This window comes from Streptomyces albus subsp. chlorinus, assembly GCF_013302895.1.
Taxonomy (GTDB): Bacteria; Actinomycetota; Actinomycetes; order Streptomycetales; family Streptomycetaceae; genus Streptomyces; species Streptomyces chlorinus.
On record NZ_VJOK01000001.1, the window covers coordinates 350,769 to 365,005 of the forward strand.

Consider the following 14,237-nt stretch of genomic DNA (forward strand, 5'->3'; position numbering starts at 1 on the left):
CCGCGGAGGCCGACCGCCCGACGCGTCGTCCGCCCGCCGCTCACCGCTCCAGTTCTTCCTTCGCGCGCTCCGGGAGCCGCAGGTACACCAGTGCCGACAACAGGCACAGCACGGCCACGTACCAGGGGAAGGCGCCCGGCATCTCCAGTTCCTTGAAGAGGGTGCCGATGTAGGGCGCGGTGCCGCCGAAGAGGGCCACGGCCAGCGAGTAGGGGAAGCCGATGCCCGCGGCGCGGACCCGGGCCGGGAAGATCTCGGCGTTCACCGCCGCCGCGATCGCCGTGTAGCCGGTGAGCAGCACCATTCCCGCGCACTGCACCAGCAGCAGGGAGACGAAGGAGTCGCCGACCGCGTGCAGCAGCGGCACGCACAGCACGGCGAACCCGACCGCGAACCCCAGCAGCAGCGGTTTGCGGCCCACCCGGTCCGACAGCATCCCGCCCAGCGGTTGCAGCAGCATGAAGAACACCAGCGAGATCGTGCCGGCGATGAGCGCGTCGCCCTTGTCGAAACCGGCGTTGACCTGCGCGTAGGTCGGCAGGTACGAGGTCCACACGTAGTAGGCGATCGTCCCGCCGGCCGTGATGCCGACGATCAGCAGGGACTCACGGGGGTGGCCGCGCAGCGCGTCGAACAGCCCCGGGCGCGGGCTCGCGGCGTGCTTCTCGCTCCGTGTCTCCTGCGCCCCGCGCCGCACCCAGAAGCCGGCCAGGCTCAGCAGCGCCCCGATCACGAACGGGGCCCGCCATCCCCACTGGTGCATCTGCCCGTCGTCCAGCGTGGAGACGAACAGCGCGGCGACCCCGGAGGCCGCCAACTGGCCCGCCGTCGTGGACACGTACTGGAAGCTGGAGAACAGCCCGCGCCGGCCCGGGCCCGCGGACTCCACCAGGAACGTCGTCGAGGCGGCGAACTCCCCGCCCACCGACAGCCCCTGCACGAGCCGGGCGACCACCAGCACCACCGGGCCGAGCACCCCGGCGGACGCGTAGGTGGGGGTGACCGCGACCAGCAGGCTGCTGCCGCCCATCAGCAGAATGGTCAGCGTCAGCGCGCCCCGCCGTCCGGCCCGGTCGGCGACCGCGCCCAGCAGCAGCCCGCCCACCGGCCGCATGAAGAAGCCCACGGCGAAGACGGCGAAGGTGGACAGCAGCGGGACCAGCGAGTTGCCGGTCCCCTTGGGGAAGATCTCATCCGCGATGTAGGTGGCGAGGAACGAGTACGCGAACCAGTCGTACCACTCGACGCCGTTCCCGACGGAGGCCGCCACCAGTTGCCGGGCCGTCCGCCCGGGCGGCCTGCCTCTCACCCCGTCCGGCTTCCCCGGCTCCGCTCCCGCGGTCGCCTCCCGCGACTGCTTTGTCGACTGCGTCATCGATGGTCTTCCTCTCCGGCGCGCTTGCTGTGCGCCCCGGACAACCCGGCACCGGCACGCCCCCATTCCTGCACGCCGGAACTGTCCCGGCATGCGGACACGGTGCGGGCCGGGAGGCGCCCGGACCCGTCAGGGAGAGCAGCCTTCCCGGCCGGGCGCGGAGTGCGGCGGACGGCGTCGCGCTGTGCGAAACCCCGTGGCAGGTCCGCTCCTTCGAGGTGGTCGGCATCCTCGTCGGCATCCTCGTCGGCACCGACAACGGCTACGCCCGCGCCCACGTCACCGAGCCGGTCGCACCGTCACCATCCGATGCGCCGTCCGGCCCGCGTGCGGCGTGACGCGCCGTGCCGTGCCGTATCGCACGCGGGCCCCGAGGAGCCGGCGCGGAGGAGCGGTCAGCGCCGGCCGGGGCGGCCGGTTCGCTCCAGCTCCGTCCAGCCGGTCCAGCCCCGCTCTTTCAGCAGCTCGATCAGTCTGCGGGCGGGCGGCGCCGCATCGAAGGCGAGCGCGTCCATCAGCTGGACGAACGGGGGCTCCATCTCGACGTCGTCCACGTAGTCGTCGCCCTCTTCCTCGGCCATCCGCGTGAGGTGGGCGGCCAGTTCGTCGGCCAGCCCGACCAGCCGAGGGTCGTCGTCGGTCCGGTCGAGCGCCCGCGTGCGAGCGGGACACCGGCCTCGGCGAGGGTCCGGATCCTGATCAGCTCGACGACGGCCCCGGCGTCGTATCCGCGGTAGCCGGAGTGGTCCCGGTGCGGCTCCGGCAGCAGCCCCTTGGCGTGGTAGTGCCGCACCGCGCGCACCGTCACCCCCGCGTACGACGCCAGCTCGCTGATGGTCAGCATCCGGTCAGTCTCCTATTTCGCGGCGCGGGTCCGGTACAGGCGGCGTGACCACAGGTGGCCGCCCACACCGATCACCGCGCACCAGCCGAGGGCCCCGAGCGTGTCCGCGCCACTGGGCGAACCGGCCAGCAGGCCGCGGCAGGCGTCCATGACCGGGGTGAACGGCTGGTGCTCGGCGAATCCGCGCAGCCCGGACGGCATCGACTCGACCGGCACGAACCCGCTGCCCACGAAGGGCAGCAGCACGAAGATCATCGGCAGGTCGCTCGCGGTCTCCGGGTCCGGGCCGGCCAGCCCCAGCGCCACGGTGAACCAGGTCATCGCGAACGACAGCAGCGCGAGCAGACCGGCCAGGCCCAGCCATTGCGTCACCGAGGCGGCGGTGTGCAGGCCGAGCAGGAACGCCGCGCCGAGGGCCACCGCCAGCGCGTGCGCGGTCTGGATCATCGCGCCGAGCACGTGCCCGGTGAGCACCGAGGACCTGGCGATTGCCATGGTCCGGAACCGGTCGATGATGCCGTTGGTCATGTCGGTGGCGACCAGGACAGCGGTGCCGATGGACACGCTCGCCACCGTCATCACCAGGATTCCGGGGGTGATGAACGTCAGGTAGTCGCCGCGGTCGCCCGCCGGGGCGCCCGGCAGTCCGGCGCCCATGGTGCCGCCGAAGACTTAGGTGAACAGCAGCAGGAACAGCAGCGGCTGGCCGATCAGCATCAGCGTCATCGACGGGTACCGCACCATGTGCGTCAGGTTGCGGCGCAACATGGTCACCGAGTCGCGGACAGCGTACGTCGTGCCTGTCGGAGTGCTCGCGGCGCTCATGCAGGCATCTCCTCGGATCGCCGGCCGCCGGACCGTGTGACGGCGGGCTCTTCGCCGGCTGCGGGATCTCCGGTCAGGGCCAGGAACACGTCGTCCAGGTCCGGGGTGTGCACGGTGAGCCGGTGACCGCGTCGGCCGTGCCGGGCGCCTCGGCCGCCTCCTCGACGAGGCCGTCCAGCAGACGCCTCAGAGCGGTCAGGCTGCCGTCGTACGGCACGGTCAGGGTGAGTTCCTGGGCGTTCGCTCTCGCCTCGGGCAGCCTGTGCGCCAGCTCGGCCAACCGCGCGCCGTCGGCGGCCCTCAGCTCGATGTGGCCCCGGGAACCAGCCGCTTCAGTTCTGCCGCGGTGCTCTCGGCGACCAGTCGGCCCCCGTCCAGCACACCGATCCTGTCCGCGAGCTGATCGGCCTCCTCCAGGTACTGGGTGGTGAGGAAGACGGTGACCCCGTCGGCCACCAGCTCCCGCACGTTTCCCCACAGATCGCGGCGGCTGCGCGGGGCGAGGCCGGTCGTCGGCTCGTCCAGGAAGATCAGCCGCGGCGCCGCCACCAGCGTCATCGCCAGATCCAGCCGCCGCCTCATGCCGCCGGAGTTGGCGCCCGCGCGCCGGCCGGCGGCGTCGGCCAGGCCGAACCGCTCCAGCAGGTGCCCGACCACGGCCCGGGCGCGGCGCCGGTCGAGGTGGGCAAGGCCGGCCATCAGCCGCGGGTTCTCCCGCCCGGTCAGCAACTCGTCCACGGCGGAGAACTGTCCGGTCACCCCGATCGACGCGCGCACCCGCGCGGCGTCCCGGCGTATGCCGTACCCGGCGACCCGCGCCGCACCGGCGTCCGCGTCGAGCAAGGTGGTCAGGATCCGCACCGTGGTGGTCTTGCCCGCACCGTTGGGGCCGAGCAGGGCGTAGACGGTGCCCTCCGGGACGGTCAGGTCCACTCCGGCGAGCACCTGGAGGCCGCCGTAGGACTTGCGCAGCCCGGCGGCCTCGATCGCGTTCGTTCTCGTCGTCATGCGCGGATACTGCGAGGTTGACCCCGCGTCAGGGTCAAATGCCGTCGTGGCGGCGGGACTCCGCGCACATCCGGCTGCCGGAAACACCCACGACAGCGGGCGGTGATCTCGGGTACTCGGGCCGACGATCTTCGTCATCGCCGCCCGAGAGAGGAAACCGCATGTCCGCACCCGTGCGCCGAGCGCGGCGGGTCGATCGCGACCGGCGCTTCGACCTGCGCACGACCGCCCTGTTCTTCCTTCTCCTCGCCCTCCTCGTATGCGCCCTCGGTTTCCTGGCGCGCGCCGCGCTGCACTTCGCCGAGAACCGGCCGCTGTGGGCCGGTGCGCTGGCGCTGCTCGGCATCGCGGTCGCCTGGCTGTCCCGTTCCAGGTGGCGCCGGTTCTCCGCGGCGAGGTGCGCGCGCCGGACCGCCCAGGCACTGGAGGAGGCGGCCGAGACGGCGTCGGACAGCCTCGGCGCCACGACGGCGGACGAGGACGCCCAGCCCGCCGTGCCGACCGGTGCGCCGGGCGAGCCCCCGGCCGGGACGGCAGCCCCGGTTTCCGACCCCGGCGAGGCGTGCCCACCGCGGTGGACGAGGCAGACCGGTGCCGTGCCGCTCAGCGCGGCGGACGACACCGAGGCCGCCGCGCCCGACCGCGTGGCGGACTGCGCCGAGCTGGACGCCGAAGGTTTCGAGCAGGCCGTGGCGCGGCTGTGCGAGCGCGACGGCTGTCGCGACGTGGAGGTGGTCGGCGGGGCGGGCGACTTGGGGGCGGACGTCGTCGCCGTCACCCGGGACGGGCGGCGGCTGGTCATCCAGTGCAAGCGGTACGGCGACGCCAACAAGGTCGGCTCGCAGGACATGCAGCGCTTCGGCGGTACCTGCTTCACCGTCCACGAGGCCGACATCGCGGCGGTGGTCACGACGAGCGACTTCACCGCACCCGCTCTCGCATACGCGGACCAGTGCGGAATCGTGTGCGTGAACGGCCGGGAGGTGGAAGCGTGGTGGCACGGTACGGGCCCGTCGCCGTGGGAGTACGCGGTCAGCGAACACTGACCGGGGGGCTTTCCAGGCGCGAGCCGCCTGGCGGGTCCTGCCCCGGCGTCCCACTCGCGCCCCAACCGCTCCCCCAGCCGGGCCGGCACGGCCCGCGGGCCGATGAGGGACGCCCTCGAAAAACGTCGGAGTCCTGGCGTTTCCCTGCCGCGATGCGGCAAGTCCGAGTGCTACACATTTAACATGAACAGCCACATCTTCACTGAGGTGGCAGATCGGCGAGGTGGGCGCGCTCCTCGACGAGGTCCCGGTTCCGTTGACCGCGGTGCACGCGGTCACCGGCACGACGGGCGGCGTCCCCCACACCGGCACCGGCCGTCCGCGACCGGTGCCATGTCGCAAGGGAGTGCACCTTGGCGCTTCTCACCCCCGAGGACACGGGCAACTCCTCCTCCGCTTCCCCTTCCCCTCTTCCGACCTGGGGCGACCTGGTCCTCCTGGCCCTGGTCCTGACCGCGCTCATCGTTCTTCTCCTGGCCGGTGTGGAGTTGCCGCAGGCCCTGGCCGTCGTGGGCGCTGCCGGCCTGATCACCGCCGAGATCCGGCAGCGGCTGTCCCGCCCCTGAACTCCGCCGCCCGTCTCACGGGCCACGGCCATGGGCGGCGGCACGCCTGTGGCCGCGCCCGGTATCTGCCCGTGCGGCGCCGGCCGGCGCCGGTGTGCTCATGGCTGGGGGGAGACGAACACGCAGAAAGGGTGTCCTGAGGGGTCCGCGAAGACGTACAGGGGTTCTTCGGGGTCGTCGCAGCGGTCGAGGAGCAGTTCGGCACCCAGTTCCCGCGCGCGGTGGCGCTGCCGGGCCAGCTCGGCCGTGTCGGCCACCGTGAGGTCGAGGTGCATCCGCATGGGAACGTCGTGCGCGGGCCACGTGGTACGGGGCAGGCGGTCGACTCGCTGGAAGGCGAGCCTGTTCCTACCGCCAGGGGTACGCAGCACGAGCCACTCCGGGTCGTCCGGGCCGCCCTCCCCGGGTGGTTCGTCACCAGGGCGGTAGGTCATGCCGAGCAGCCGCCGGTAGAACTCGGCCAGCCGTCGCGGCGTGGTGGTGTCGAACACGGTCTGCAGGAGCTGGGGGTACGCGTCCACGCGTTCTCCGATGTCGTAGTCGGACGGTGCATGGTCTTTCCGGTCGGCGTTCCCGCCCGGTTCCGCCCGCATGTGTTCCTCACGGGTGCCGTGGGCGCCGGCTTCGCGCAGCCGGTGCCGTCCCGGGTGCGCCCCGGCTCCACGGCCGGGGCGCACAGGCGACCGCTGGGCGCGGTCAGACTACGTGCTCGGCTTCGGCGCGGGCCAGGGCCCGGGCCTCCTCGTGGGTGCTGACAGAGGGCGGCGAGCCCGCGAGCGGCTGCTGGGCGGTCTCCTTCATGAGCGCCACCGCGATGATGCCGAGGACGGCCGCGCCCGACGCGTAGTAGGCCGGGGCCATCTTGTCGCTCGTGGTGTCGACGAGGTACGTCATCACGCCCGGCGCCGTACCGCCGAACAGGGAGGTGGACACGTTGTAGCCGATGGACAGGGACCCGTAGCGCACATCCGTGGGGAAGAGCGCGGGCAGCGTCGCCGACATGGTGCCCAGCAGGCACACCAGGCAGGCACCCAGCACCAGCAGCCCGGCGATCACCGCGGCGAAGCTGCCCTGCTGGAAGAGGGCGAAGACGGGGACGGTCAGCACGGCGAAGCCCCCCATGCCGGCCATCAGCAGCGGTTTGCGCCCGAAGCGGTCGTTGAGGTGCCCGACCCGCTGGATCACCGCGGCCATGGCCACCATGGCGATGATCGCCGCGACCAGTTCCATCGAGTGCTTGTAGTCGAGGGCGTCGGTCAGATAGGCGGGCATGTACGACAGGAGCATGTAGTTGGTGATGTTGTACGCCGCGACCAGGGCGACGCACAGGAGCAGCATGCGCCACTGCGCGGTGAAGATCGCGGTGAACTTCTTGCGCGGCATGTCCTCCGACAGCGCAGGTCCGGTCCCCTCGTCGTCCTCCGCAACCGACGAGTGCGACTGCTGCTTCTGGAAGGCCGGCGTCTCCTCCAGCTTCGTCCGCAGGTACAGACCGACGATCCCGATCGGTCCGCCGACCAGGAACGGGATCCGCCAGCCCCAGGCCAGCATCTGCGCGTCGCCCAGCACGGTGTTGAGCACCAGCACCAGGCCGGCGGCGCCGATGTAGCCGACCAGCGTGCCCAGTTCCAGGAAGCTGCCGAAGAAACCGCGCCGCTTGTCCGGCGCGTACTCGGCGATGAAGGTGGCCGCGCCACCGTACTCACCGCCGGTGGAGAAGCCCTGGAGCATCCGGCAGAGCAGCAGCAGGACGGGAGAGGCGATGCCGATCGAGTCGTAGGAGGGGATCAGGCCGATGAGGAAGGTGCTCGCCGCCATCAGCACCATTGTCAGCGCCAGGACGTGTTTTCGGCCGAGCCGGTCGCCGAGCGGGCCGAAGACCAGCCCGCCCAGCGGCCGGATCAGGAACGAGGCGGCGAAGGCCGTGAAGGAGGCCAGGAGTTGGGTGGCGCCGTCTCCGGGGAAGAAGACCTTGCCGATGGTGACCGCGAGATACGCGTAGATCCCGAAGTCGAACCACTCCATGGCGTTGCCGATGGCCGCTGCCCTCGTGGCCCGCTTGACCGTCGCCTCGTCCGTCACCGTGATGTCGGTGCGGCCGACTTCAGGTTTGTGTTTGTGCGCAGCCGCGTCGTCGTGGGGCTGCTGAACCTCGTTGTTCATTTCTCCTGCGTATCACCGGCCCCTCTGCTCATACGCGGCCTCTTCAGGTCGTCCATCCGGTCCTCCACAGGTCGTCGCAGGATCACCGCGAAAACGGCCCGAGTTCATTGACGCGTTGACGGCCTTCCCGGTGCGGCCCACCCGTGGTCGTGGCCCGGGTGCCCCTCCTGCGCCACCGGGTCAGCCGCGGTCCGCGCCGGTCTGCGCACGGCGAGCAAGGCGACGTCGTCGTCGTTGTCGGCAGGGCGGACACGGTCGAGCAGCAGATCGCACAAGGCGTCGAGAGGGCGGTGCGCCAGGGCGGCAGCGTGCTGGCTCAGCCGGTCGAGCCCCTCGCCGAGGGAGCGGACGCGCGACTCCACCAGCCCGTCGGTGAAGAAGATCAGCGTGGACAGGGGCGGCATGTCCACCACGGCGTCCTGGCGGGAGGGGACGAGTTCCGCGCCGATCAGAAGGTCCTCGACGTCGTCCAGGAAGCGGGCCTGTCCGTCGTAGGTGACGAGAAGCGGCGGCGGGTGCCCGGCATCCGTCCAGCGCACCCGGCAGCGCTGCCCGTCCTCGCCGCTGATCTCGACCCGTGCGAAGACCATCGTCGCCAGCGACGCGTCGGTCATATGCCGCACGGCCTGGTCGAGCCGGCCGACGATGGAGCTGGGCGGTTCCTGGTACGACCACGCGTAGGCGCGGAGCATGTTGCGGACCTGCGCCATACCGGCCGCCGCGTCGGCGTCGTGGCCCACGACGTCACCGATCGCCACGGCCAGTGTCCCGTCCTGGAGGCGGAAGGCGTCGTACCAGTCGCCGCCCACCTCCGAAGCCTCCGGCGCGGCCACATACCGTGCGGCCATCTCCAGCCCCGGCACACGCGGCAGCTGGGGCAGCAGGTGCCGCTGCATGGTCTCGGTGACACGCCGCTGGCGCTGGTACAAGCGCGCGTTCTCCAGCGCCAGCCCCGCCCGACGTGCGATGTCCTCGAGCAGGGACAGATCCGAGAACGCCTCCGGCCGCTCGGACCGGCCCAGCGTCAACGCGCCCAGCACCTGCCGCACGCCCCTGATCGGTGCGATGGCCGCCGAGTGCATCCCCGTCGCCTCGAACATCCTCCGCTGCGCCACCGCGATGCCCGCGTCCGGCGGCCCCTGGTAGTTCTCGGGCCCCGCCAGTGTGGACGCGGCGCCACGCAGGGCCCGCGACAGCGGCATCACGGACTCCTGCGGGATGGGCGGCATCGGGCCCTGCAGGTCCTCGCGGTCGACCAGCAGACCGCTCTCGTAGTGGACGACAGCGGCACGCCACACCTCGTCGCCCTCTGTGATCAAGTCGATCACCACCCAGTCCGCCAAACGGGGTACCACCAGCCGCGTGAGCCGGCGCAGCGCCTCGTGCACGTCCAAGGTCGAGGTGAGCGTGGTCGTGGTCTCGGCCAGCAGGGCCAGACGATCCAGCTCCGGCAGCGCCTCCTGGGAGCCCTCCCCTCGCTCCTCCCCGTCCGCGCCGGATCGGTGCCGGTGGAAGAGGATCGCCGCACCGTCCGTGCCGTCGGTGGTCCGGCACGGGGTGATCACCCATTGGACCGGCAGGAGGGTGCCGTCGCCGCGCTCGTACCACCCGAGCTGTCCCTGTGCCGCCCGGCCGCGGTGGAACGCCTGCCGGATGGGGCAACTGCTCCGGGGCATCGTCTGCCCGTGGCGGTCCCGGTGGAGGGCGTCGTGCACATCCTGGTCCAGCAGGTCAGCGGCCGGCCGGCCGAGCAGCACCTCGGCCTCACTGTTCACCTCGACGATCCGCGCCTGAGGATCCAGCAGCAGCACCCCGGCGCCGAACACCTCGGACACCATGTGTGCGTGACGCCGGCCGGCGAGCCCCTGCGTGCCCGGGACCTCCATGTGCCACTCCTCGGTTCCGTCTTCCTCCGGGCCTCCTCCGGCAGCCCTGCCCGCCGCCCGACCGGCCCCTCGTCTCCAGCCTGCGGGAGGACGCGGAGAAGCGCAGGCAGGGAGGACGGCCGCGACCGCCGGTGTCCGCCGGCCGGCCGCTCCGCCCCGTTCCCACTCCGTACCCGTGCGCTGCGCACGGTGAGCACCACGACGGCACCGGCGGCACACCCCGCCCACGGCCTCCCGGCTCACGGCCCCCCGGCCGCCGGCCCGCGCCCGTGCGCCACCCGGGACGGACATGGCAAGCTGACCCCGTGTTCTGCCTCAAAACCGCCACCAGAGCGGCCGTTTGGCTCACCGCCGCGTGCGTGGTGGCCTCCTGTTCGTCGTCCTCCGACGGGAAGACCCTCGACATCACGGGCGTGTCCTGCGCCGACCTCCTGACCAGGACGGAGCTGGCCGGCTACGGCGTCCCGCAGGGAGGCGAATTCCCCGAGGGGCCGAACGGGCCGAAGAACGAGGACTTCAGCATGTGCGGCTGGAACTCGGGGCCCAACGGCCGGTACCGCCTGATGGTCGCCCTCGACCGCACCGAGCGCAGCAACAGCTGGGTCGGGAAGAAGGACGCCGCCGAACCGATGCGCGGCTTCCGGACCAGTGGCGGCCGGCGGGGCGGCGGCGCATCGGTGACCATCGCCACGGGCCCCGGCACCGGATCGGTCCAGGTGTGGGGAACGACCAGGAAACCGATCCGTACCGTCGCCCAACGCGTACTCGCCCACCTCCTGTCCCGCACAAAGGACGGGTGAGGGAGCAGGCATCCGCTTCCTGCCCGCCGGCTGCCGGCTGCGCACGGGCAGGCGGCCGCCGTCATGGTCCCGCCGGACAGAACGGGGGAGGAACCAGCAAGCTGTACGCCATGAACGGAGTTGCTCAAGGCACGGTTCTCGCGCTGGTCGGCGTCCTTGTCGGGACCGCGGGCACCCTTCTGGGGCAGTACATGACGACGCGGGTCGAGGAGCGGCGTGACCGGCGGCAGCGCATGGACGCCCGGCGCGCTGAGCGCAAGGAAGCCGTCCTGGGCTTCCTCGCGGCCGCCCAGCGGGTCGAGTTGGTCCTGGACCGCCGCGAACTCGGCCTGCCGGCTCCCGACGATCCCGCCGACGAGAAGCTGCACGACCTGTGGCTGGCGAAGAAAGCCGTGGAGCTGGCCTGTTCGCACGAGACAGCTCAGGCCGCGCACGACTAGACGCAGGCGCTGCACGTCCGCATGCGCGATACCGTCCCCCCGGAAGAGATCCCTGTCAAACGGGAACGCCGGCACGCCTTCCTGGAGGCCGCGCGGGACGCCTTGGAGGGCGGCGGTACCAGGCTCAGGCGGTGATCCGCCCCTGCCGCTCCCCTCCTCGGCGGCGCTTCAGCGGCGTGGCAGCGGCGCCGGTGCGGCGGCCTCGGACCGGGGGAGACGTTCACCGATCCCCTCTGGCGGGTGTCCGTCTGCCTGCGCCCGGTCGAAGTGGCCCCCATCCCCACGACGTTCGCCGGGGCCGGCGGTGCGGCGCTGTCGCCCTGTCTCCGCGGCGCGTTGTGTTCGTTCCGGCCGTCCGGCCATGAGCCGGGCTTGCCGTCTTCCAGCATGCACGCTTCCTATCCGACCGGGCCGACCGGCTGCAACCGCCAAGGGCGGTCACGCGATCGGTGCGGCGGCGCTCTTCGGGGGTGGAGGGCCGTACCGGTCTCCGTGTCGGGGCTTCGCAGGGCGTTGCACAGCACGGGAGGTGCCAGCACTCGTTGACAAAGCGGAACAGTGCTCCGTATCGTAAACGGAACAACGATCCGCTTTCAGTCGCGACTGAAGCCGGACACTTCTGCCCACCTCCGCGCCCGCCTCCCGCAAGAGACCGGCGGCGGAGGCCGTCGAAGGGATATGCGCACCATGAGCGAACCGACCCAGGCGACCGCCGCCCCGGGTGCCCCCGCACCCGTCCTCTCCGTCAGCCCGGTGGTGCTGCCGGCTCCCGGCCGGGCCGTGGACCTGGAGGTCCGGGTTTCCGCACCCGCGACCGGGAGCGAGCTGCCGGTCATCCTCCTCTCGCACGGGCAGGGCTACTCGAACCACCTCTCCTCCCTGAACGGCTACGCCCCTCTCGCCAACTTCTGGGCGGCGCACGGCTTCGTGGTGATACAGCCCACCCATCTCAGCTCGGCGACCCTGAGCCTGGACTCCGACGACCCCGAGGCGCCGCTGTACTGGCGTTCACGGGCCGAGGACATGGGGCGCGTCCTCGACCGGCTCGACGTCCTCGAAGCCGCCGTCCCGCAGCTGGCCGGGCGTCTGGATCCCGGCAAGGTCGCCGTGGCGGGGCACTCGATGGGCGGTCACACCGCGAGCCTGCTGCTGGGGGCCCGGACCGTCGACCCGCTCGACGGGGCGGAAGTGGACCTGAGCGAGCCCCGCATCAAGGCGGGCGTCCTGCTCGCCGCGCCAGGCCGGGGCGGCGAGGCCCTCAGCGAGAACGCGGCCAGGAGTTACCCCGTCTTCCTGACCACGGACTTCTCCAGGATGACGACGCCCGCGCTCGTGGTGGCCGGTGACAAGGACACCTCCGAGCATCTGACGGTCAGCGGCCCGGAGTGGCACACCGACCCGTACGTCCTCTCCCCGGGTCCCAAGTCCCTGCTCACCCTGTTCGACGCGGAGCACGGACTCGGCGGCGTCTCCGGCTACGACGTGGCCGAGACGACGGACGAGAACCCCGCGCGCGTGGCCGCGGTCCAGCAGCTCACCTGGGCCTACCTCCGCTCCGCCCTCTTCCCCGGTGACACCGCGTGGCAGACGGCGTGCGACGCGCTGGCAGCGGAGTCCGACCCGCTCGGACAGGTCGAATCCAAGTAGTCCGGAAGGACAGCGCGAAGCCGGCAGCCCGGCCGGTGTCGGACTGGTTGCCGGCTTCGCGTTTTCCGAGGACCCGTCGGGAACGTCCTTCCAGGACGTGCGGCGCCCGTCGAGAGGACGTCGAGAGGACGCAGGGGGACGGCATCCGGGCGGGGATCGCATCCAGTGGTGCGTGACGACGTGTCCGGGCAAGTGGCCGGCCGGGAGGTGACCGCACCGGCCGGCGGGCTGCGGGTTTGCGGCGTGGAGGTGGCCGCGTTCCGGGACCGCTGGGGCACCGGGCTGGAGATGCGGGTGTCGCCCCGGCCCGTCGCGACCGTGGTGATCGGGTTCGAGGACGACATGCTGACCGTCGGCGGCACCACCCGGCGGCAGACGCCCGGCGCCTCGTCGCCGCCAGGTCTCTGGGGCGCGTTCGCAGCGACCGGGTGGACTGCGTCGAGGTGCGTCTGCCACCGCTGGTCGCGGCTTCCCTGCCGGGCGTGCCTCTCTCCGAACCGGACGGCACGGTGACCGATGTGGCGGAGGTGTGGGGACGGCACGCGGGCCGCCCGCGGGAGCGGCCGGCAGCCGCAGCGGCGGGACCGGAGCGCTTCGCGCTGGTGGCCGGAGGGCGGGGCTGGCGCTCACCTCGGTGACCCCACCGGCACAGGCCGCCCGTACTGCCTCACCCGTGCCGCGGCCGCGTGGCACCCGCGGCACGGGTGACGGTGAGCGGGCCTGAAGATGGGGAGATGACTTCCGGCTCACGTGCTCGCTCGTTTGCTCGCTCGTCCGACTCGGCTGCCGCCCGGTACGAGGCGAGCCGCCCTTCGTATCCGCCCGCGCTCTTCGACACGGTCGAGGAGTTCCTGGGCCGCTCGCTGGCGGGTCTCCGCGTCGCCGACGTCGGCGCGGGCACGGGAATCGCGACGAGGCTCCTGCGCGAGCGGGGTGCCGATGTGATCGCCGTCGAACCCGGTGACGCGATGGCCGCCCGGTTCCGTGGGGTGCTCCCGGGCGTGCCGGTCGTCCGGGGGGACGGCAACGCCCTGCCGCTGGCCGGTTCCTCGCAGGACCTCCTCACCTACGCGCAGTCCTGGCAGTGGACGGATACGAGCCGTTCCGTCCCGGAGGCGCTGCGTGTCCTGCGTCCTGGCGGGTCACTCGCGCTCTGGTGGAACACCACCGCTCTCGACGTGCCGTGGATCCGTGCCCAGCACGAGCGCATCGCACGGCACTGCGGAGTGCCCCCGCGTCCCGCCGTCCGGCCCGACGACGAGGCAGCCGTCCGGCTCGCGGGCCTGACCGGGCTGCGGGTCGCGCGTCGGCAGATCCGCTGGCGGCGGGTGGTCTCCCTCGACACGCACCTCGCCAACATCGGCAGCCGCTCGGCGTTCCTCGTCCTCGGCCAAGAGGCCAACAGCGCCTTCTTCGCCGAGGAGCGCCGGCGGTTGCGTGCGGCTTTCCCCGGCGAGACCTTGGAAGAGATGTATGTGGTCGATGTGCTGGTGGCCGCCTGTCCGTGAGCTGTGCTGTCCCCGTGCGCCCTCGCCCCTTCCGGCGGTGTGCGCGCGTGCGGCCGGCCGTCCCGGCAGACGCCCGGAGAGGAGGCGTCATGGCCGCCCTCGTGCGCTCACATGGCGGGTGCCCGGCCA

The 14,237-nt window shown here is 72.2% G+C and carries 13 protein-coding genes and 2 pseudogenes; 8 read left to right on the plus strand and 7 right to left on the minus strand.

The genetic code is table 11. The features are described 5' to 3' along the window. Positions 1-40: 40 nt before the first annotated feature. On the minus strand, positions 41-1,375 hold the full coding sequence (locus FM076_RS01685) for an MFS transporter (protein ID WP_173868175.1): 1,335 nt from the start codon (positions 1,373-1,375) through the stop codon (positions 41-43). A 2-nt stretch (positions 1,376-1,377) separates the two neighbouring features. On the opposite strand from FM076_RS01685, the gene FM076_RS01690 reads away from it, so the two are divergent. Then, positions 1,378-1,713, plus strand: a complete 336-nt coding sequence (locus FM076_RS01690) for a hypothetical protein (RefSeq protein ID WP_173868176.1) — start codon at positions 1,378-1,380, stop codon at positions 1,711-1,713. A 57-nt stretch (positions 1,714-1,770) separates the two neighbouring features. Here the strand turns inward: FM076_RS01690 and FM076_RS01695 are convergent. The 3 genes and pseudogenes from FM076_RS01695 to FM076_RS01705 all read right to left on the minus strand — a co-directional run bounded on the left by FM076_RS01695 (position 1,771) and on the right by FM076_RS01705 (position 4,052). Then, a pseudogene (locus FM076_RS01695) lies at positions 1,771-2,219 on the minus strand (MerR family transcriptional regulator). Between the two features lie 12 nt (positions 2,220-2,231). Continuing rightward, positions 2,232-2,876, minus strand: a complete 645-nt coding sequence (locus FM076_RS01700; protein WP_428814632.1) for an ABC transporter permease — start codon at positions 2,874-2,876, stop codon at positions 2,232-2,234. 164 nt (positions 2,877-3,040) lie between these two features. Continuing rightward, a pseudogene (locus FM076_RS01705) lies at positions 3,041-4,052 on the minus strand (ATP-binding cassette domain-containing protein). Positions 4,053-4,213: 161 nt separating this feature from the next. Between FM076_RS01705 and FM076_RS01710 the strand changes: the two are divergent. Together FM076_RS01710 and FM076_RS01715 are read left to right on the plus strand one after the other, a co-directional pair. Further along, positions 4,214-5,098: a restriction endonuclease gene (locus FM076_RS01710; protein WP_173868177.1), complete on the plus strand. Its 885-nt coding sequence runs from the start codon at positions 4,214-4,216 to the stop codon at positions 5,096-5,098. 353 nt (positions 5,099-5,451) lie between these two features. Further along, positions 5,452-5,664, plus strand: a complete 213-nt coding sequence (locus tag FM076_RS01715; RefSeq protein ID WP_173868178.1) for a hypothetical protein — start codon at positions 5,452-5,454, stop codon at positions 5,662-5,664. A gap of 98 nt (positions 5,665-5,762) precedes the next feature. Here the strand turns inward: FM076_RS01715 and FM076_RS01720 are convergent, their stop codons facing one another. The 3 genes from FM076_RS01720 to FM076_RS01730 form a co-directional block, all read right to left on the minus strand. Beyond that, complete coding sequence (locus FM076_RS01720; RefSeq protein WP_180217693.1) at positions 5,763-6,257, minus strand: VOC family protein; 495 nt, start codon at positions 6,255-6,257, stop codon at positions 5,763-5,765. 103 nt (positions 6,258-6,360) lie between these two features. Continuing rightward, entirely contained in the window at positions 6,361-7,827 is a 1,467-nt protein-coding gene (locus FM076_RS01725) for an MFS transporter (protein ID WP_173868179.1), read from the minus strand. 104 nt (positions 7,828-7,931) lie between these two features. Then, on the minus strand, positions 7,932-9,713 hold the full coding sequence (locus FM076_RS01730) for a SpoIIE family protein phosphatase (RefSeq protein WP_173868180.1): 1,782 nt from the start codon (positions 9,711-9,713) through the stop codon (positions 7,932-7,934). Positions 9,714-10,018: 305 nt separating this feature from the next. On the opposite strand from FM076_RS01730, the gene FM076_RS01735 reads away from it, so the two are divergent. The 5 genes from FM076_RS01735 (at position 10,019) to FM076_RS01755 (ending at position 14,108) form a co-directional block, all read left to right on the plus strand. Beyond that, entirely contained in the window at positions 10,019-10,513 is a 495-nt protein-coding gene (locus FM076_RS01735; RefSeq protein ID WP_173868181.1) for a hypothetical protein, read from the plus strand. 110 nt (positions 10,514-10,623) lie between these two features. Beyond that, positions 10,624-10,953 carry a hypothetical protein gene (locus FM076_RS01740; protein WP_173868182.1) on the plus strand — a complete coding sequence of 110 codons (330 nt, stop codon included), beginning with the start codon at positions 10,624-10,626 and terminating at the stop codon, positions 10,951-10,953. A gap of 687 nt (positions 10,954-11,640) precedes the next feature. Continuing rightward, positions 11,641-12,600, plus strand: a complete 960-nt coding sequence (locus tag FM076_RS01745) for an alpha/beta hydrolase family protein (RefSeq protein WP_173868183.1) — start codon at positions 11,641-11,643, stop codon at positions 12,598-12,600. 482 nt (positions 12,601-13,082) lie between these two features. Next, entirely contained in the window at positions 13,083-13,238 is a 156-nt protein-coding gene (locus tag FM076_RS01750; RefSeq protein WP_173868184.1) for a hypothetical protein, read from the plus strand. A gap of 96 nt (positions 13,239-13,334) precedes the next feature. Further along, positions 13,335-14,108, plus strand: a complete 774-nt coding sequence (locus FM076_RS01755; protein ID WP_173868185.1) for a class I SAM-dependent methyltransferase — start codon at positions 13,335-13,337, stop codon at positions 14,106-14,108. The last annotated feature ends 129 nt before the right edge of the window (positions 14,109-14,237 follow it).